The organism is Microbispora sp. H13382 (genome assembly GCF_014161445.1).
GTDB lineage: Bacteria > Actinomycetota > Actinomycetes > Streptosporangiales > Streptosporangiaceae > Microbispora.
The window spans coordinates 60,881-79,955 of sequence record NZ_JABBXA010000021.1; the positions used below are offsets into that span (position 1 = coordinate 60,881).

Sequence of the window (19,075 nt, forward strand, 5' to 3'; positions counted from 1 at the left end):
ACGGCCGCGCTCGCCCGGGGCTGCGGCGGCTGCTGCGGCGGCCTGTGCGTCGGCTTGGCCGTGGGCTTCGGCTGCGGCGTGGACTTGGCTGTCGGCTTCTGCGTCGGTTTGTCGGTGGGCTTCCCCGTGGGCTTGTCCGTGGGTTTGCCGGTCGGCTTGTCCGTGGGTTTGCCGGTCGGCTTGTCCGTGGGTTTGCCGGTCGGCTTCTCCGTGGCCGTGGGGCTCGGCTGGGTGCTCGCCGTGGCGCCCGGGTCGGGCGAGACGCTCACCGAGACGGTCGCCGCCGGGGTGGCCTGCGGCGCCTCCGTAGCGGTAGCCCCGCTCGGTGTGGACGTGGGAGCGCCGCTCCCGGCCGGTGCGGGGGTCGCGGTCGCGGTGGGCCCGCTGCTCGCGGTCGGCGCCGGTGCCCCCTGACCGCTCTGGCCGGGAGTCGCCGTAGCGGCGCCGCCGGCCGGGGCCGTCGGCTGCGGAGTCGAGGCGGTGCCCGGCCCGCCGTTCGGCCCCGGCTTTCCCTGTCCGCTCGGTGCCGGCTGGGCCTTCGTCATGGGACCGCTGCCCGGCCGGTCTTCTCTGGTGCGGCGAGGGTCACGGTGGTGATCACGTGGGTCGCGAGCCGTCCGGTCATCCCTGACGCGGCTGCGGCCGCCGGCGTCCCGATCGCGTGACTCCTGGGCCGTCCGGTCCCGGGTGGAGGTGCCGTCAGAACCGGCGCCCAGGGGGACGCCGGCAGATCCGCCGGAGTCGTGCGACTTCCCCGAGGGGCCGTCGGGACCACCGGCGGAGTCGTGGGCGGTGCCGGACGAGTCACCGGAGGAATCGGGGCCGGTCTTGTTCGCCGTTTGGGAGTCCGTCCCGGCGCCGCCCGGCGCGTTCGCGCCGACGCCGGGTCCGTTCCCCGCGTCGTTCGATGCCTTCGCGCCGTCACCCGGTGCGTTCCCGGCACTGTTGGAGGCACTGTTGGAGGCACTGTTGGAGGAACTGTTGGAGGCACTGTCGGGTGCATTGGCGGGGGCGTTGGCGGCGTCGGCCGAGGAGTCGTGGGCCGAACCGGACGGACCATCCGGACCGCCGGACGAGTCCTGCGGCGTACCCGACACGCCGGCGGTGCCGGCCGACGAGTGATGGGCCGTACCTGACGAACCGGGGCCTGCCTTGTTCACCGTCTGCGTGTCGGGCGCGGCCTGGTCCGGCGCGTGCCCGGAACCGCCCGCGGAGGAAACCGACGCGGAATCCGAGGAGGACGACGAGGACTCCGCGGAGTCCGCGGAGTCGTTGGAGGTGGGCGCGGCCATGGGACCGGCGCCCTCTACCGGTGGAGGGGCGTCCCAGCCGGGCTCGGCCACCGCGGCCCAGGGCTGCGCGGCCACGGCGCCGCCTGTGGCGGAGACCGCGGCCAGGAGCAGGCCGGAGACCAGGGTGGCGCGCCGGGTGGACATTCGGGGGGTCATTGAGAGGCTCTTCCTCGATCTAGGGAGTGGGCCGGGGACCGATGAGGGACTTCCAGCCCGCCGCGGCGAACTCGGGCGTCCCTGGGAGAGCGGCTGCGGGCACGGACGGAGGCGTCGGATCGGGGATGTTGACCCAGTCGCCCTTGTCCGCGCCGCGTATATCGGGTTTCCACGCCATGAGCAGGCTCATGGCGTAGGGGCTGGAGTAGACGGGGCCGGTGGCGCCAGCGCCCGTGGTCGCAGTCACCTGGACCAGGACGGAGACCTGCACCTGGTCCTCGGAGCGGACCTTCCATTGGACGCCGATCGTCTGCGTCCGCAGCGCCGCCCCGGCGGGGAGGTCGCCTTCCGGGGGAAGGCCGAGGGTCTCCCGCCAGCCGCGTACGGCATCGCGCGCACCCTCGCGTGCCTCCTTACGCTGGTCCGGCGGGGCGTACAGCGCGGCCGCCTGTTCGGCCTGGCCGACGTCGAGCGTCCAGGCGGCCTCCAACGCGGCGGCCGCTGCGGACGCCGCCCCGATCTCGTTGTGGGGGAAGCCGACGGGGTAGCCTCCGTCGCCCTCGTGCCCGGCGGGCGCCGCCAGCGCGACGGTCGGCGCCGCGACGCGCACCGCCGTGGCCGGCGGCGCCTCCGCCTGCCGCGTCTGCAGCACGATCACCGCGACGGCGATCACGGTGACGACCCCCGCGATGGCGACGACCAGGTGCCGGGGATCCCACCGGCGCGGTGGTCCCAGGTCCCAGTCGAGCGCCGGATCGGGGATGACCGGTCCCACTACTTGCTCCGGTCCGGCCGCTGCCCGAACGCCTGCCCGGCCGCCGCGGCGAGACGCAGGTACGCGCCGCGGGTGGTGGGCCGCAGCCGGGCGAGGTCGACCTCCGCGCCCTCTTTCAGGTGCGGGTCGAACGGCACCCGCACCACCGTGCGGCAACGCCCGGCGAAGTGGCGTTCGAGCAGGTCGACGTCGACGTGCGACTTGGGCTCGACCGCGTTCAGCACGACGATGGCGTTCTTGACGAGGTGGCCGTGGCCGTGGGCGGTGAGCCAGTCGAGGGTCGCGGCGGCCGAGCTCGCGCCGTCCACCGCGACCATGGTGACCAGCACGATCTGGTCGGCGAGCTCCAGGGTGGCACCCATGGCGCCGTGCAGGAGCCCGGTGCCGCAGTCGGTGATGCAGATGGAGTAGTAGCGCTCGATCAGATTGGCGACCGTGCGGTAGTCCTCCGCGTTGAACGCCTCGCTGACGGCCGGGTCGGTGTCGGAGGCGAGCACCTCCAGCCGCGCGGACGACTGCGAGGTGAACGCGCGGGCGTCGGCGTACCGCACGATGTGCGGCGCCTCGGCCAGGAGGGTCCGGATGGTCGCCGCGGTCTCCGACTTGACCTTGATGCCGAGCGTCCCCCGGTCGGGGTTGGCGTCGATTGCGATCACCCGGTCGCCCCGCAGCGAGGCGAGCGTGTTGCCCAGCGCCGCCGTCGTCGTGGTCTTCCCCACCCCGCCCTTGAGGCTCATGACCGCGATCCTGTGGTGACCGCTGGCGACGGGCGTCTGGGCATGCGCGATGAGCGTGCGGCGCTCCATCTCCGCCGCCGACTCCGAGGGGATGATCCGGCCGCCGGAGAGCTGGTAGACGAGCCGCCGCCACCCGCCGGTGGGCTCCACACGGCGGTTGGTCAACAGATGTTCGGCCGTGAGAGGCACGCTCTCCGGGAACTGCTCGGCGGGAGTAGGCACCGAAGTGTGAATCTCGGTCATGTCGGGTCCTTTCACCGAGGACGGGAGGAAACGGGGGCGGCGATCAGCAGGTGCTCCATCGCACGGTGGCGGTGCCTTTCTTGCCCTTCGGGCCGTGCAGTTCGAGCGGCGCCGCCACGGGCGAGGGGACCCCGCACCAGTAGCGGACGCGCAGCGCGCGCACGGTGAGCACGTCGGTGTGCCCGGGCTTGAGCGTTCCGCTGGACGGCTCGACCACCAGGCCGGGAGCCGAAATCCGCCATTTCACGGGCTTTCCTGAGGTTGTCGAGAGAGTGAGGGTCCCTCTCCCGAACGCGTCGAGGGTGATGGCGGACGGCGCCTGAACACCCCAGGCCCCCATCAGGAAGGTGCCCGGGGAGAGGGGGGTGTCCTGAGCGGCGCCCTGTCCGGCGGGCTTCGCGGCGTCCCCGGCCGCGTTCTGCCCACCCGCCTGTGCGGTGCCCCCGGCCCCGCTGTCTCCGCCGGGCTGTGCGGCACCTCCGGTCGCGGCGCCGCCGGTCGTGCCACCCCCGGCCGGGTTCTGTCCTCCGGGCTCCGCGGCGTCTCCGGTCGCGGCGGTCGCGGTCACCGTGGCGTGCGGCGGGCCCGAGGCCGTACCCGCCGCGGCCCCGCCCGCCGCCGCGGCGCCTGTCGCGGCACCGGCTGCCGCGCCGACTGCCGAGGGGTTCGCGGACGTCTGCGCGACGTGCGCCTCCAGCGACCCTTTCTGGGACTGGGGGGCGGGAGCGAAGAGGTTGATCCCCGTCACGGTTCCCGCCGCTCCCGCGACGACGACGATGACGATCCGCAGGGCGGTCGCCCGTAACAGCGAGCCGACCCGCGCCAGCACCTCGACGACCCTGATCTGCGCACCGGCGAGCGGCCTGCCGGGGAGGTCCGTCTCCCCCGGCGCGTCCGCGACGTTGCCGACGCCGGCGCGATCGGCTGGGGCGCGGTCGGCTGGGGCGGGAACGGCCTCGGCGGCGCGCGCCAGGGCCTCCCTGGCCCTGATCTGCGAGAGCAGCGCGTTGTACAGAGGCGTGTCCTGCCCCGGCGGCAGTGCGTCGGCCGGTCCGAGGGCCGGGGGCGCCTCCCCGGTCGTCCCGGTCGCGGCGGCCTCCGGCGACCCGGAGGACGGCGCGGAGGACGGCGCGGGCCGTTGCGCGGCGCGTGCCTTCGACGTCCTCGGCGGCCACGCCAGGCCCGGCTGGGTGTCCTCCTGGGAGATGGCCCGCACCGGACGCTCCGGCAGTTCGGGGCCGGCCGGAGCGCCGGAAGAGGCGCCGGAAGACGCGCCGGAGGGAGCGCCGGTGGGACGCGCCGTTCCCGGTGGCGAGGGCGGGGCCAGGCGGCCGGGCCCCGTGTGCTCCCGATCCCCCCTGTCCGCCCGGTCCGCCGTGTCGTCCCGGGACGGCGGGCCGGGCTGCTCACGGGGCCCGGCCGTCGACAGACCGGAGTCGGGTGGCACCAGCGGCGGCACCGGTGGCGTCGGGGTCACCGGGGCAACCGTCCGGGGCGGCGGGACGGACGCCGACGGGCGTTCCTGCCGTGCGGCCGGGGCGGGGGCGGTGTTCACGGGAGCGGCGAGCGGCATGCCGAACGACGAGGGGGGCCTGTGTGCCGGCCGCTCCGCCCGGGCGGGGGCGGCCCTGTTCAGCGCGTCCAAGAGTCGCTGCCTGGTCTCGGCCGTGAGGTCGGCGACCGGGGGACGGGAGAGAATCTGCGGAACGGTGTATCGGATGTTGATGGGCCGCTTGCACACCACGCAGGTCACGATGTGCCGGAGCAGCGCCGTACGTGCGGCCCCGAAGTCTGCCGCCTCGCCGTGCTCGTCGGGGAAGACGGCGGCGGCCAGCGGACCGAGCTCCGGGCAGATCGGACGGCCCCGGGCGAGGCCGTCCAGGCCGCTCACGAGGATCTCCACCACGTCCTGGGTACGCGCGATGAGCCTGCCGGCCTCCTTGACCGGCAGGGCGAGCACGTACACGAGGTCCCGCAGCGGGAGTTCGTGGCGGTAGAGCAGGCGCAGCGCCTCGGCGCCCAGGGGATCCGCCAGGCTCCAGGCGCGCCGCACCGCCCGGGGGTCGGGTCCGCCGGAACCGGGCCCGGGCAGGAAGCCCCGCCCCGGGCCGGTGGCGCACTCACGGCGCAGCGCGGACAGCAGCCAGGCCCGGTCTGAAACGTTCCCGGGCAGTTCGCGGGCGCCGCACGACTCCAGCGCGGCGATCACCGCCGCGAGCATGGGGGCGGGCTCGAGGTGGCAGGAGGCGTAGTCGACGAGGTGGGCGCCGTGCTCGTCCACCCATGCCATCCCCCGGCCGGGGTCGAGCGTCACATCCCCGGGGGGCGGGTTCATGCGCACCGGAACAGGGTGAGGGTGGCGACGGCGGCATGTTCGGCCAGAGCATCACTGTGACTTAGGCGTCGCACTTGCCTAACAGGAAATCTTGATGCATACCGATACATAGAACGAGATCTTAGACTGACTGCGATGTGTTGGGAAGGAAAAGAACCATAGAAATCACGAGTTGAGGATAAGCCGCAAATAACACCGATATGGTCATCCGAAAGGGGCCCAGAACAGGTGCCCGTTACCTTCTCTCCGCTTGTCTGGAGAAGTGCCGGATTCCACCTGGCTCGACCGTCCCGACAGCTGGATGACCTGGCGTTTCATTCTCTTTTCACGCATCGAGCGCGTCCAGTGGCGCACGGGTTCCCACGTCCGTCTTTCCCCGTCCATCCGATAGACACATCCGATGTGAATAGCCTTCATATCTCCGGGGAATAACCAGCGTTCGATGCTTTTTCGGCATTACAGCACGCACACGCCCGGTCTCGGCGTGAAGCAGCTCCGCCGCGGTCGCCCGGAACAGCCGCCGAAGGTCACGGAAACGTGATCTCCGCGATTTCCCGGCGCGAGGCAGTCCGGCACGTGCCAATTCGGATTGACGCTCGTGTCGGCGTCTACCTACGTTGACGTCATGGTTGATCGACTGCTGCTCGCCTGCGGGTTGGTGGTGGGCCCCCTCTTCACTGTCGTGTACCTCACCGAAGGCGCCGCACGCGCCCACTACAGACCGCTACGCCATCCGGTCAGCTCCCTCGCCATCGGCGACCGCGGATGGACCCAGACAGCCAATTTCTTCGTCGCGGGCCTACTTTCCCTGGCCTTCGCCGTGGGCCTCTGGCGTGCCGGACCCTCACACTGGGGCGCACTTCTGGTCGGCGTCTGGGCGATCGGCATGCTCTCTGGGGGAATCTTCCCCACGGATCCGGTGAGCGGCTTTCCTCCCGGAACTCCCGACCGGCTTGAGCACAGCACCCGGCAGGGAATTCTCCACTCCCTCTTCTCCATGGTCGGGTTCGTGGCACTGACCGCGGCCTGCTTCGTGTTCGCCTGGTCGGGCGCGCGTGGATGGGCGATCTATTCGGTTGCGAGCGGTGTGCTCTTCGCCGCGACGATGACGCTGGCAACCGCCGCTTTCGCCCAGAAGGAACGCCTGGTCGATGTGGGCGGACTGATCCAGCGCGTCTCGGTCACCATCGCCTGGACCTGGCTTGCGGTTCTCGCCGTACACACCCTGCGCGCCTGATCGTCACGATCACCGTGATCTACCCGCCCACCCGCAACCACCGGTGCCGGGAACCACGAAGAGACGTGCGTGGAGACCGTCGTCGTGCTGTTCAACCGGGACCTGCGAATTCACGATCACCCGGCGCTCTGCGAGGCGTGTGCCGTGGCCCGGCATGTCGTTCCGTTGTTCGTGTTCGACTCCGCGATCGCGGCCCGGCACCGCCGCGACTTCCTCCACGCGTCGCTCCACGACCTGCGGTCGTCCCTGCGCTCGCTCGGCGGCGACCTCGTCGTACGGCACGGCGACCCCGTGGCGCAGGCCGTACGCGCGGCCGGAGATGCGGGCGCGTCGGCGATCTGGGCGAGTGAGGACGTCAGCCCGCTGGCACGGCGCCGGGAGCGGCGCCTCGCGGACGAGTGCCGGGCCCACCGGCTGGAGTTCCGGCTCTTCCCCGGTGTGACCGTGGTGCCCCCCGGCGCACTGCGACCCGGCAGCGGGAGCCACTACCGGGTCTTCTCGCCGTACTGGCGGGCCTGGTCGGGCACCGCGAAACGGCCGGTCCTCGGCGCGCCCCACCCCATGCGCCTGCCGCCCGGCATCGACCCCGGCGTCCTCCCCGAGGCGTCCCCCGAGCCGTACGGGATCGTGCGCGGCGGGGAGAGCGAGGCGCGGCGGCGGCTGCGGCAGTGGGTGGGCGACGGCCTTGCCGCCTACGCCGACACGCGCGACCGGATGGCGGGACGCACCTCGATGCTCAGCGCCTATCTCCACTTCGGCTGCGTGTCGCCCGTGGAGGTGGTGGACCGCTCCTGCGAACGGCCGGGCGGCGAGGAGTACGTCAGGCAGTTGTGCTGGCGCGACTTCCACTACCAGGTGGTGAACGCCTTCCCCGAGATGGGCCGGCGCGACTACCGGCCGGGGAACGTGGAGTGGCGGCGCGACGAGGAGGCGGAGGCCGCCTGGCGGGAGGGCCTGACCGGGGTCCCCATCGTGGACGCGGGCATGCGCCAGCTTCTCGCCGAGGGCTGGATGCACAACCGGGTGCGCCTGGTGACCGGCTCCTACCTGACCAAGCGGCTCGGGATCGACTGGCGGGCCGGGCTCGAGCACTTCGCCGAATGGCTGCTCGACGGCGACATGCCGAACAACTGCGGCAACTGGCAGTGGGTCGCCGGAACGGGAAACGACACCCGGCCCTACCGCAAGCTCAACCCCCTCCGGCAGGCGAAGAAGTTCGACCCCGAGGGCGAGTACGTGCGGCGCTACGTCCCCGAGCTGGCGTCCCTTCCCGGCGGCCTGGTCCACGAGCCGTGGAAGGCCCGCGGCGGGGTCTCCGGCTACCCCGCCTCACCTCTCGGCGGCGAGCTCATAGGCTGACCCCGCCGGACGCTTCCTCCCCGCCCGCGTGTGCGGCGTCGGGGCGGCCCCGCGTCCGCGGCCGGCAGGTGGCCGGCGACGACGCGCGAGCTCGATGGGGTCTGCTCAGAAGACCAGGACGCGCTTGCCGGCGGTGTGGCCGGACTCGATCAGGGTGTGCGCCCGCGCCGCCTCCTCGACCGGGATCGCCTCCTGGATCCTCACCTTCAGGTCGCCCTTCTCGTACAACGCGGTCAACCGGCCGAGCCGGGCCGCCGAGCGCTCGGTGCCGAGCCGCTGGACGCCGATCCGGTCGGCGGCGGGCTGGTAGGCGATGGTGCCGACGCGCGTGCGGTCGGCCACGAGCGCCGCCGAGACCTCCAGCGCCTCCACGGTCCCGGCCGCGTCGAGCGCGGCGTCCACGCCGTCCGGGGCGGCCGCCCGCACCCGCTCGGCCAGCCCCTCGCCGTACGCCACCGGGATCGCGCCGAGGTCGCGCAGGTAGGCGTGGTTGCGTTCGCTCGCGGTGCCGACGACCGTCGCCCCGAGCGCCCGGGCGATCTGCACGGCGAACGTGCCCACCCCGCCGGCCGCCGCGTGCACGAGGACGGTGTCCCCTGCGCCGACCCGCAGCTTCTCCAGCGCGGTGTCGGCGGTCTGCCCCGACGCGGACAGCACTCCGGCCTCCGGCCACGGCATCGACGCGGGCTTGCGCACCACCTGGTCCGGCGGGACGACGACGTGCTCGGCGTACGACGCCAGCATCGCCCAGCCGACGACCTCGTCGCCGGCGGCCACACCCGTGACGCCCTCCCCGACGGCGTCGACCACGCCCGCGAACTCGTTGCCCAGCCGCTGCGGGAACGTCGCCGGCACGTAGGCGTGGGCTCCCCCGCCGCGGAACAGCGCGTCGAACGGCTGCACGCCCGCCGCCCTCACCTGGACCCTGATCGTCCCCGCGCTGGGCTCGTCCGGGGCCAGGTCGACGACACGCAGCACCTCCGGGCCGCCGTAGGCGGAGAACACGACCGTCCTGCTCATGAGCGTCTCCTCGTCATCGTGGCGAGCTGGCCGGCGACCCACTCGCGGTATTCCTTCGACAGCGGGCCGGCGCCGACGATCCCCTCGACCATCCGGGGCAGCGCGATGGGCGCGAAGGCCAGGGCGTAGGCGACCAGAAGGACGAACTCCGCGTCCAGCTCGCCGGTGATCTCGCCCTCCTCCTGGCGCCTGCGGGTCCGCTCGACGGCCTCGCGCAGCCGGGCCCGCTGCGCCTGCGCCCACTCGTCGTCGCTGTCGGCGCCCGGGCCGTCGCCCAGCGCCTGCCAGATGACCAGCCGGGACCAGTCCGGGTTGTCCAGCGTCGCGTCGAGGTGGGCCGCCACGCTCTCGGCGTACGTCGCGGCCGGCGGCGTCCTGCTCTCCTGCGCCCGCGCCCACCTGCGGCGCAACTCCTCGACGAGCCCCTGCTTGCCGCCGAAGTAGTACGAGATGAGCTGCTGGTTGACCCCGGCCCTGGCCGCGATGGCGGCCGTCCGGGCTCCGGCGTAGCCCTTCGCGCCGAACTCCTCGACCGCCGCCTTGAGGATCCGCTCGCGGGTCTGTTCGGCCGCCTTGCCACGCTCCTGTGGTGCGCGCCGTGCTGGTGAAGCCATACGCCGCACCCTAGCCAATCAAATGGTTGAGTGACAAATATCAATCAACTATTTGATTATCATGAGGCCATGATCTTCACGGAGCGCGAAATCGAGTACCTCGACAGTCAGCGGATCGGGCGGCTGGCCACACTCCAACCGGACGGCACGCTCCAGGTGAGCCCGGTCGGGTTCCGCTACAACCGTGAGCTGCGGACGATCGACATCGGCGGGCGCGACATGGCGGCCAGCCGCAAGTTCCGCAACGTGCTGGCCAACGGCAAGGTGGCCTTCGTCGTGGACGACGTCCCGTCCGTCGACCCCTGGCAGGTGCGCTGCCTGGAGATTCGCGGGTGGGGCGAGGCGATCGCCGAGCCCGCCGACTCGGTGGCCCCGACGCCCGGCCCGATCATCCGCGTGCACCCGAAGCGGATCATCAGCTTCGGGGTCGACCCCGGCAACCCCGCCTCCGGCAAGCGCGACGTCCCCTCACGTTGACCGGCGGCGAACCTCGTCCACCCGCTCGGTGAGGCCCCTGCGATCGAGGTGCTCCAGCAGCGGCACCGCGACCCGGCGGCTGGTGCCGAGCGCGCTCCTGGCCTGGCTGACCGTGAACGGCTGCGGCAGCCGGGCCAGCAGCGCCGCCGCCCGCGCGTCGGCCCCGGGCGCGAGGACCACGCCGTCGGCGACGCGCAGCAGCGTCCCGGCGCGTACGGCGGCGGCGAGCTCGCGTGGCCCGAGCCCCAGCTCGGCCAGCCGCCCGGCCTCCGGCGCCTGGAAGGGGGCCCTGGCCAGGTCGTCCAGCAGGGTCCGCACCGCGCGGGCGACCGGAGCGGGCAGCCCCGCGGTCCCCGTCGGGACGCCGCCCGTCGCGCCGATCCGCCCGTCGGCCACCGCCAGCGGCGGCCGTACGAGCGCCGTCACGAGCCTGCGGTCGGGCAGGCCGAGCTCGTGGCGGGCGGCCTCCACCGGCATCCCGGGCTCCAGCGGGTGATCGGCGGCGTAGCGCCGTACGACCTCCGGGAGCCGGGCGGACAGCGCCGACCAGTGATCGGGATCGGCGTGCCAGCCGGCGGCCACCGGCCGTCCCCCGGGCGGGCAGCCCATCGCGACCAGCTCGCCCTCGCGCAGCAGCAGGTGCGTACGCAGGAGGGAGACCGCGTCCGCCGACGCGTCCGCCAGCGCCCTGGCCCGCTCCCTGGCCGCCCCCCGGCGGAGCAGCTCCGGAGGCCGCACGTCGAGCACGGTCGCCCGCGCGAGCACCCGCGGCTCGCCGTGCCCGCGGCCCGGGTCCCGCAGCAGCAGCGCGTCTCCCAGATGCAGGGGAAGCGGCCGGGCCAGGCGCAGCCGGGCCGCCTCCGGCCCGAGCGAACGCACCTCGCACGGCACCGACGCCGAGCCGATGTGGGCGGTGAGCCGCGCGGGAAGCGGCCCGCGGGCGCCCGCCGCCATCGTCACGCGCACGTCGGCCAGGTCCGTCGTCGTCCAGGCGCCGGGTGTGACGAGGGCGCGCCCGCGTTCCGGCGCGACCCGCCCGCGCAGGTTGAGCGCCACCCTCGCGACCCCGGTGACCGACTCGACGTGCTCCTTCAGCGACTCAAGGGCGCGCACCCGCACCGGCTCGCCGTCCAGCTCCAGTTCGTCGCCGGCCTCGACGCGACCGGCGGGCAGCGTGCCGGTCACGACGGTCCCGCTGCCGCGCACGCTGAACGCCCGGTCGATCCACAGTCGCACGGGGGCGTGCGGATCGGGCGCGGGCAGCGCCGCCACCAGCCGGTCGAGGGCGGCGCGCAGCCCGTCCAGGCCCTCGCCCGTGCGCCCGCTCACCGCCAGGGCCTCCGCCGGGCCCAGCCCGGCCTCCGCCAGCCGGTCACGCGCGTCCTTCAGCGCGGGCGCGGGGTCGGCGAGGTCCGCGCGGGTGACGGCGAGCAGGCCGTGCCGTACGCCGAGGGTGCGCAGCGCCGCCAGGTGCTCCTCCGACTGGGGCATCCACCCCTCGTCGGCGGCGACGACGAACATCACGGCGGGCACCGGGCCGACCCCGGCGAGCATCGTGCCGAGGAACCGCTCGTGCCCGGGCACGTCGACGAACGCCACCCGCTCCCCGGAGGGCAGGGCCGTCCAGGCGTAGCCCAGCTCGATCGTGAGGCCGCGCCGCCGCTCCTCCTCCAGCCGGTCGGGCTCCATCCCGGTCAGCGCACGCACCAGCGTCGACTTGCCGTGATCGACGTGCCCCGCCGTGGCCACGACGTGCATTCATCCCTCCCCGAGTACGCGTACGGCGGCCAAACGGCACCGGAGGGAGCGCGCCCGCCGGTCGCCGGCCACCTGCTGCGGGTGCTTCAGCGCGCACCGCCGGGCGTGGGCGGCGGGGGCCATCAGCCGGCCGCTCCAAGGACGGCCTCCAGGACCTCGCCGTCCCGCTCCGGCGGCACGGCGCGCAGGTCGAGCAGCAGGCGGCCGCCCTCGACCCGGCCGACGACCGGCGGCTCGCCCCGCCGCAGCGGTACGGCCAGCCGCTCCGGCAGGCTCACGGCCACGCTCGGCAGGCGCACGCCGGGGGCCCCGCCCCCGCCCACGGTCGCGTCCGCGGGCACGGCCACGGCATCCACGCGCGCCTGGCACATCGCCTTCGCCAGCGCCTCGGCCCGCTCGCGGAGGATGAGCGGATCGGCGTGGAGAGCCTGTCGTACGGGGGGCTCCGGGCCGCGCAGCGTCGCCTCGAGCGCGGCCAGCGTCAGCTTGTCCACGCGCAGCGCCCGCGCGAGCGGGTGCCGTCCGAGTCGTTCGACGAGGTCGCGGCGGCCGAGCAGGAGGCCGGCCTGCGGGCCCCCGAGCAGCTTGTCGCCGCTCGCGGTGACCAGGTCGGCACCGGCCCGCAGCACGCTCGTCGCGTCGGGCTCCTCGGGCAGCAGCGGATCACGGTCGAGCAGGCCGGACCCGATGTCGACGACCACGGGCACGCCCAGCCCGGTCAGCTCGGCCACCTCGACCGAACCGGTGAAGCCCTCGACGCGGAAGTTCGACGGGTGGACCTTGAGCACGAACCCCGTCTGCGGCCCGATCACGTCGCGGTAGTCGGCCAGGGCCGTGCGGTTTGTCGTGCCCACCTCGCGCAGCCGCGCGCCGGTGGACACGAGCAGGTCGGGAATGCGGAAACCGTCGCCGATCTCGACCAGCTCGCCCCTGCTGATCACGATCTCCCGTCCGGCGGCGAGCGCGGTGGCGGCCAGCACGAGGGCGGCCGCGTTGTTGTTGACCACGTGCACGCCCTCGGCGGCGGGCACGGCCCGCGCGAGCGCCTCGACCGCGCCGCGTCCGCGGCGGGCCCGGGCCCCCGTGGCCAGGTCGAACTCCACGTCCGTCGCCCCCGCCGCCACCGTCACCGCCTCGACGGCGGCCGGGGACAGCGGCGCACGGCCCAGGTTCGTGTGGAGCAGCACGCCGGTCATGTTGAGCACAGGACGCAGGCTCGTGGCGTGACGCGGCAGCGCCGCCAGCGCGACGCCGGCGACGTCCTCCGGTTCGATCTCGCCCTGCCGTACCCGCTGCTGCGCCCGCGCGACCGCGTCCTTGACCACCGGGCGGCCGAGCCGCCCGATGGCGGCGGCCAGCCGCGGATCGGCCAGCAGGGCGTCGGTGCGCGGCACCCGCCTCCGTGGATCCACACTTCAAATTACAGCGACGGCGCACGGCCCGCCCCGCAGGGCGGAGCCGTGCGCCGTCGGGCGCGCCGACCGGGGGCACGACGGCGCGCCGGCTTGTCGGCTCTGGCAGCGGACGGGAGACGTCGTCTGTGCCACCGGTCGGCGCAGTTCAGGACCTCGATCTCGTCGGGGTCCTTTCCTCCCTGGCGGGAGACGGCAATGCTGTCCGATCCGGCTTGGAGATCACTTGACATCGTCTTGCGACTCGGGCCACGACGCGTCATTGACATGACCGGAGGCGGATCTTACGGTGCTGGTGTTCTCATGTGAGGAAGAAGTTCATATATGTGACCACAGGAGTCATCATGTCGTCCCTCACCCCCCACATCAGCCGGCGGCAGGCGCTGACCGGCGCCGCCGCCGCGATCCTCGGTTTCACGGTCGCGTCACCCGCGCGCGCCGCCCACGTGCCCCTCTTCGGCCGGTACGGCTCGCCCCGCCGCCGGCTGAACACGCGGACGCTCTACGTGGACGCCCAGGGCCGAGGGGACCACATCACCGTTCAGGCGGCCGTCGACGCGACCCCGGACTCGCCGGCCGAGGGCTGGACCCTCGTGATCGCGGCCGGGACATACCGGGAGACCGTCCTCGTGCCGCAGGCCAAGACCGGCCTGTGCTTCCTCGGCGCGACCGGCGACGCGCGCAACGTCGTGATCGTCTACGGCAACGCGGCCGGCACGCCCAAGCCGGAGGGCGGCACGTACGGCACCAGCGGCAGCGCCACCACCACGATCCAGGCCGACGGCTTCACCGCCGCCCACGTCACGTTCGCCAACGACTGGCTGCGGGCCGGCCACCCGGAGATCACGGGCACCCAGGCGGTGGCGGCGAAGGTCATGGGCGACCGGTCGTACTTCGAGAGGTGCCGGTTCCTCGGCCACCAGGACACGTTGTATGCCGACACCCGCACCCTGGCGTCCTTCGCCCGGCAGTACTACCGCGAGTGCCACATCGAGGGGGACGTCGACTTCGTCTTCGGCCGCGCGACCGCCGTCTTCGAGCGGTGCGAGCTGACCACTCTGGCCAGGGACGTGACGTTCCGTCCGTACGGCTTCGTGTTCGCGCCGAGCACGGCGGCCGCCAACCCCCACGGCTACCTGGCGGTGCGCTGCGTGATCGACGGGACGGCGGCCGACGCGTCCTTCGGCCTGGCCCGGCCCTGGCGGCCCAGCAGCGACCCGACCGCCCTCCCGTCACTGGTCGTACGCGAGACCTGGATCGGGCCCTCGATCGACGCGGCCACGCCGTACGTGGACATGAGCTCGGGGTATCACTGGCAGGACGCACGGTTCGCCGAGTTCCGCAACACCGGCCCGGGCGCCGCGGTCCCCGTCCCCGAGAACCGGCCGCGGCTCACCCCCGAGCAGGCCGTCGAGCACACCCCCGGGAACTACCTCGGCGACTGGCGCCCCGGCCCCGCCCTGCTCCCTCGTCCGATCACCCGCTGACCCCGCGTTGACGCATCGGAGGGCGGCGACCGGTCACTTCGCAGTCACCACCCCCAGAGCGGCCCTGCGCCCACCGGCCGAGCGCCTCAGCCGTCGGACTGCTCGGACTCTCGCGGCTCGACGAACAGGTCGTCGGTGCGGGTGACGGTCACGGCACGCCGCATCCATTCATCGAGCAGTCCCAGGTCGGTGCACGCCTCGATGAAGGCACGGTCGGAGCCGGAAACAGCGATCCCCCGGGCCTCCAGGACGGTCAGCACCGCCCTCGCTTCACCCTCTGCCCGTCCCCGTCTCCGACCTTCCTCGCGCCCCTCCTCGCGCCCCTCCTCGCGACCGGCTTCGAGACCGGCTTCGAGACCCTTCCCATAATGCTGCCGGGCGAAGGGGCTGTAGACCGGCCAAGTGGTGGTTTCCATGATTCTCTCCATGACGTGTCTGGCGGCCTGCGAAGCGAGTCGGTATGCGTATTCATAGTATTGCGGTGCGTGTTCATCGGGTAGGTGTCGCAGCGCAGCCACGAACGCCTCCATCACCGGCGGATATTCACCGTGGGCCATCACCGACAACGCGGCCAACTCCGGATGGGCCGCCGCTTCCATCGCATCGGTGACAGGCGGGATCTGATCCGGACCGATCACCTGGCAGGTCAAGGTGTAGCCGGGCAGGCTGGTACGGATCGGCGCCGCCGCCCATTTCGCGGTACGAGCCCCCGGACAGATCATCAGCACGGTGATCGGGCAGGCCAACTGCAGCCACAGGGCGGCGGCGTATCGAGGCAACGCCGACAGCTTGCCCGGTTCCTCCCTCTGCTGGATCTCCACCACGATCGCGTGAAGTGGAGAATGCCGGGGCCCGACTGTGATCACGACATCCGGCCGTAGATCGATGGACGGGCGGTCGTTCAAGTCGTTGCTCGCGACCTGCACCGGAAGCCCGTCGGGCACGTCGACGCCAAGGTGGTCGCGCAGCATCTCCACGGCGAACTCCGGCCTGTGCCGGAACAGCAGGTTGAGCGTGTCATGCAGGGGGGACGGCATGCCACGGAACGTTAGCAGGACATTGCGGAAAGTGACGGCCGTCTCGCTCGGCTCGGTGTCACGGATTTCGGTCAGAAGCGATGACTATTCCGGCCTAAGCAAAACGTTTCTCCTGTCCGGCAGATCCACCACGAACCTTGCGGCAGATCTACCACTGCCATGACTGCTCACCCAACCTGAGCTGGGCGAATGCAGGATTCCCGGTGGCGGGGCCGGAGGCTTGACGTAGGTGAGCGGAGGTGGACGGGAATCGAACCCGCCAGGCCGAGGACCTCGGCCTCGTCGGTTTTGAAGACCGCGGGGGCCACCAGGCGCCCACACACCTCCAGGGAGAAACCTAGCCGGAACGGGGTAGGGACCTGCCGACGCCCCGGTGCGGCGTGGCGGACGAACGACGACCCGGAGCGGGGGCGGCATGACCGAGACGGCGGAGCGGGCCGGGATCCGGCTGACCCAGCAGGCGCACGGAGGCGGCTGCGCCTGCAAGATTCCGCCGGGCGAGCTGGAGCGCATCGTGGCCGGGCTCGTGGCTCCGGACCCGTCGGCGTACGCGAACGAACTCGTCATCGGGCTGGACGACGGCGACGACGCGGCCGTGGTCAGGATCGAGGGCGGCCGGGCGGTCGTCGCCACGGCGGACTTCTTCACCCCCGTCGTGGACGACCCGTACGACTGGGGACGGATCGCGGCCACCAACGCGCTCTCCGACGTGTACGCGGTCGGCGGCGAACCGGTCGTGGCGGTGAACCTGCTGGGCTGGCCCAGGGAGACGCTGCCCATGGACCTCGCCAGGGAGGTGCTGCGCGGCGGCCTCGACGTGGCGCGGGCGGCGGGCTGCCACGTCGCGGGCGGTCACAGCGTGGACGACCCCGAGCCGAAGTACGGCATGGCGGTCACCGGCCTAGCCGACCCGGACCGGCTGCTGCGCATCGACGCCGGCCGGACCGGCGTGCCGATCTCCCTCACCAAACCGCTCGGCGTCGGCGTGCTCAACACCAGGCACAAGGCGACCGGCGAGGTGTTCCCGCAGGCGATCGAGGTGATGACGACGCTCAACCGGGACGCCTCCCGGGCGGCGCTGGCGGCCGGGGCCCGGTGCGCGACCGACGTGACCGGCTTCGGCCTGCTGGGCCACCTGTACAAGCTGGCCAGGGCCAGCGGCGTCACCGCGGTGGTCGACGTGGCGGCCGTGCCCTACCTGGAGGGGGCGCGGCAGGCGGTCCACGACGGCTACGTCAGCGGCGGCACACGCCGCAACCTGGAGTGGGTGCGGCCCCACCTCGCCCCGGCGGGGTACGCGGAGGAGGATCTGCTCCTGCTGGCCGACGCCCAGACCTCGGGCGGCCTGCTGGTCGCCGGCGAGGTCCCCGGCGCGCCCGTCGTCGGCGAACTCGTCCCGGCGGAGGCCGCCGCGATCCGGCTCGCCTGACGCCGCCCGTCGCCCACGCTCGCCCGTGATTCTCCGAGCGGTGCGGGGTATCGGCGAGGGCGGCGGCCACGTGGTAGACCCGGGACATGCGACCTGAGCCCGGTGAAGTGCTGCATTTCTCCGAGGACCCCGGGATCACGCGGTTCGTCCCGCATGTGGCGGCCACCGCCCGGCAGCCGGAGGCGTACGTCTGGGCGGTCACGGCCGAGCGCTGCCCCGACTACTGGTTTCCCCGCCAATGTCCGCGCGCCATGGCCTGGACGACCCCGGCGACCACGGACGACGACCGGGAACGCATCATCGGCCCGGGCTGCGGCGAGCGGGTCCACGCCATCGAGTACGGCTGGCTGGAGGCGTTCCTGACCGTCCGCTTGTACGCCTACCGCTTCCCGGCGGAGAAGTTCGTCCCGTTCGGCGAGCCGGTGCCGAACGCGGTGGTCGCGACCGGCCCGGTCGAGCCTCTCGGCCCGCCCGAACCCGTCGGCGACCTGCTGCGGCTGCACGAGGAGGCCGGCATACAGCTCAGGCTCCTGGACAACCTGTGGCCGTTCTGGGACTCGGTGATCGACAGTTCCCTGGGCTGGAGCGGCATCCGCCTCCGCAACGCCCGCCCCCGACCTGCCTGACGCGGCTCTGACAAGAGCGCGCCGCCCTGCCCACGGCACGCAGGCCCGCCGGCTAGCGACCGGGGACGGAGGCGGGGCGGCCGGCGTCCACCCGCTCCCGCTGGGGGACGACGGTGTACCTGGGATCCTTGGCCGAGACGCGGCCCGCCTCCAGCACGCCGAACCTGGTGCACAGGGCCCCGGCGGTGATGGCGAGCCCGGACAGCGCGGTGAGGGCCCGGCTGCGCCCGGCGACCGTGGCGAGCAGGCCGCCGCCCAGCGTGAGCACACGAGACGCCCGCATGAGCCTGCCCGCCCTGCCCTGCCGGTACGGCTCGCCGACGAGCCCGAGGCGGCGCTCCATCAGCCCACCCGCGACGACCTCGGCCATCGCGCCCGCCGCCGCGGCCGCGCGAGCCGGCCCGGCCTGTGCCCTCGGCGTGGTCAGCATGACGGCCGCGCCCGCCGAGGCGAGCGCGCTCCCGGCGAACAGGAACGGCAGCTCGCGCAGCGCCTCGTGCCAGGCGGGGACCGCCGTGTCGGCCAGCAGGACGGCCGTGTAGGTGGCCATGGCCACGCCGCTCAGGCCGCTCGCGAGCGTCGCGGCGTCGCCCACCGCGGGAAGGACCCCGGTCACCGCCGAGCCGACCGCGACCGACGTCAGCCCGCCCTGCGCGGCCAGCGTCCAGGACCCGACGCTCATCGGGGAGCTGGGCTTGAACACCCGCATCATGTTGAGGAAACGCATCGGCCTGCCCAGCTCGGCCACGAGGAAGGCCGCGCCGGCGGTTCCCCCGGCGAAGGCGGCCATCCGGGCGGCGAGTTCGAGCCGATCGCGGCCGGTCAGACGCGCGGCCGCCGCCATCGCGGACGCCGCGCCGGACATCCCGCCCAGGTAGAGGTACGTCGGCATGTGCGGCTCGTGCCAGATGGGCTGCTTGATGACCGGCTGACCGTAGTAGGACCGGAACTCGGCGTCCGGCACCATCTCGTCCCGGCGCCTCGGCATCAGGCCCTCCCCGCAACAGTGTTCGTGCACGTCCCGGTCACGTCCGCGACACCGCGGGCAGCCCGCCGGCCCGGCGTCCGCCGCCGTGGCCCG

Annotated in this window: 16 protein-coding genes, 1 tRNA gene and 1 pseudogene; 7 read left to right on the plus strand and 11 right to left on the minus strand. The window is 73.4% G+C overall.

The genetic code is table 11. The features are described 5' to 3' along the window. Positions 1 to 110 precede the first annotated feature (110 nt). Positions 111 to 545, minus strand: a pseudogene (locus tag HHX41_RS42440) (PT domain-containing protein); the annotation flags it as partial. Between the two features lie 247 nt (positions 546 to 792). Between HHX41_RS42440 and HHX41_RS32070 the strand changes: the two are divergent. Continuing rightward, positions 793 to 1,122, plus strand: coding sequence for a hypothetical protein (locus HHX41_RS32070; protein WP_182908935.1), 330 nt, complete (start codon positions 793 to 795; stop codon positions 1,120 to 1,122). 345 nt (positions 1,123 to 1,467) lie between these two features. On the opposite strand, the gene HHX41_RS32075 is transcribed toward HHX41_RS32070, so the two are convergent. From HHX41_RS32075 to HHX41_RS32085, 3 genes are read right to left on the minus strand one after another with little or no spacing between them, the layout of a single operon-like run. Further along, the gene (locus tag HHX41_RS32075; protein ID WP_182908936.1) at positions 1,468 to 2,223 is read right to left on the minus strand and encodes a hypothetical protein; all 756 of its coding nucleotides are present in this window, start codon (positions 2,221 to 2,223) and stop codon (positions 1,468 to 1,470) included. Further along, complete coding sequence (locus HHX41_RS32080; RefSeq protein WP_169981617.1) at positions 2,223 to 3,203, minus strand: MinD/ParA family protein; 981 nt, start codon at positions 3,201 to 3,203, stop codon at positions 2,223 to 2,225. The genes HHX41_RS32075 and HHX41_RS32080 overlap by 1 nt, the downstream gene beginning before the upstream one ends. A 43-nt stretch (positions 3,204 to 3,246) precedes the next feature. After that, the gene (locus tag HHX41_RS32085; RefSeq protein WP_182908937.1) at positions 3,247 to 5,544 is read right to left on the minus strand and encodes a hypothetical protein; all 2,298 of its coding nucleotides are present in this window, start codon (positions 5,542 to 5,544) and stop codon (positions 3,247 to 3,249) included. A 619-nt stretch (positions 5,545 to 6,163) separates the two neighbouring features. Between HHX41_RS32085 and HHX41_RS32090 the strand changes: the two genes are divergently transcribed. Together HHX41_RS32090 and HHX41_RS32095 are read left to right on the plus strand one after the other, a co-directional pair. After that, on the plus strand, positions 6,164 to 6,775 hold the full coding sequence (locus HHX41_RS32090) for a DUF998 domain-containing protein (protein WP_182908938.1): 612 nt from the start codon (positions 6,164 to 6,166) through the stop codon (positions 6,773 to 6,775). A gap of 69 nt (positions 6,776 to 6,844) precedes the next feature. Continuing rightward, complete coding sequence (locus tag HHX41_RS32095) at positions 6,845 to 8,134, plus strand: deoxyribodipyrimidine photo-lyase (protein ID WP_182908939.1); 1,290 nt, start codon at positions 6,845 to 6,847, stop codon at positions 8,132 to 8,134. 105 nt (positions 8,135 to 8,239) lie between these two features. Here HHX41_RS32095 and HHX41_RS32100 read toward each other — a convergent pair whose 3' ends face one another. Then, complete coding sequence (locus tag HHX41_RS32100; protein WP_182908940.1) at positions 8,240 to 9,154, minus strand: NADP-dependent oxidoreductase; 915 nt, start codon at positions 9,152 to 9,154, stop codon at positions 8,240 to 8,242. Beyond that, positions 9,151 to 9,768 carry a TetR/AcrR family transcriptional regulator gene (locus tag HHX41_RS32105; RefSeq protein WP_182908941.1) on the minus strand — a complete coding sequence of 206 codons (618 nt, stop codon included), beginning with the start codon at positions 9,766 to 9,768 and terminating at the stop codon, positions 9,151 to 9,153. The genes HHX41_RS32100 and HHX41_RS32105 overlap by 4 nt, the downstream gene beginning before the upstream one ends. A gap of 69 nt (positions 9,769 to 9,837) precedes the next feature. Between HHX41_RS32105 and HHX41_RS32110 the strand changes: the two genes are divergently transcribed. Continuing rightward, positions 9,838 to 10,245, plus strand: a complete 408-nt coding sequence (locus tag HHX41_RS32110; RefSeq protein WP_182908942.1) for a PPOX class F420-dependent oxidoreductase — start codon at positions 9,838 to 9,840, stop codon at positions 10,243 to 10,245. Here HHX41_RS32110 and selB read toward each other — a convergent pair. Then, positions 10,237 to 12,003, minus strand: a complete 1,767-nt coding sequence (gene selB, locus HHX41_RS32115; protein WP_182908943.1) for a selenocysteine-specific translation elongation factor — start codon at positions 12,001 to 12,003, stop codon at positions 10,237 to 10,239. The genes HHX41_RS32110 and selB overlap by 9 nt on opposite strands. Positions 12,004 to 12,125: 122 nt before the next feature. Next, on the minus strand, positions 12,126 to 13,415 hold the full coding sequence (gene selA / locus HHX41_RS32120; RefSeq protein WP_182908944.1) for an L-seryl-tRNA(Sec) selenium transferase: 1,290 nt from the start codon (positions 13,413 to 13,415) through the stop codon (positions 12,126 to 12,128). A gap of 344 nt (positions 13,416 to 13,759) precedes the next feature. Here selA and HHX41_RS32125 point away from each other — a divergent pair, with 344 nt between their 5' ends. Then, positions 13,760 to 14,902: a pectinesterase family protein gene (locus HHX41_RS32125; protein ID WP_182908945.1), complete on the plus strand. Its 1,143-nt coding sequence runs from the start codon at positions 13,760 to 13,762 to the stop codon at positions 14,900 to 14,902. A gap of 86 nt (positions 14,903 to 14,988) precedes the next feature. Here HHX41_RS32125 and HHX41_RS32130 read toward each other — a convergent pair whose 3' ends face one another. Together HHX41_RS32130 and HHX41_RS32135 are read right to left on the minus strand one after the other, a co-directional pair. Beyond that, a complete protein-coding gene (locus HHX41_RS32130; RefSeq protein ID WP_259401467.1) occupies positions 14,989 to 15,939 on the minus strand; it encodes a hypothetical protein in 951 nt (316 codons plus the stop codon). A 233-nt stretch (positions 15,940 to 16,172) separates the two neighbouring features. After that, positions 16,173 to 16,266: transfer RNA gene (locus HHX41_RS32135), tRNA-Sec, on the minus strand. Between the two features lie 88 nt (positions 16,267 to 16,354). Between HHX41_RS32135 and selD the strand changes: the two genes are divergently transcribed. Both selD and HHX41_RS32145 read left to right on the plus strand, forming a co-directional pair. After that, positions 16,355 to 17,368 (plus strand): selenide, water dikinase SelD, encoded by a 1,014-nt coding sequence (gene selD / locus HHX41_RS32140; RefSeq protein ID WP_182908946.1) that lies wholly within the window; start codon positions 16,355 to 16,357, stop codon positions 17,366 to 17,368. 86 nt (positions 17,369 to 17,454) lie between these two features. Then, positions 17,455 to 17,994 (plus strand): DUF6886 family protein, encoded by a 540-nt coding sequence (locus HHX41_RS32145; protein WP_182908947.1) that lies wholly within the window; start codon positions 17,455 to 17,457, stop codon positions 17,992 to 17,994. A 52-nt stretch (positions 17,995 to 18,046) separates the two neighbouring features. On the opposite strand, the gene nrfD is transcribed toward HHX41_RS32145, so the two are convergent. Beyond that, positions 18,047 to 18,982: an NrfD/PsrC family molybdoenzyme membrane anchor subunit gene (nrfD, locus tag HHX41_RS32150; RefSeq protein WP_259401468.1), complete on the minus strand. Its 936-nt coding sequence runs from the start codon at positions 18,980 to 18,982 to the stop codon at positions 18,047 to 18,049. Positions 18,983 to 19,075 lie beyond the last annotated feature (93 nt).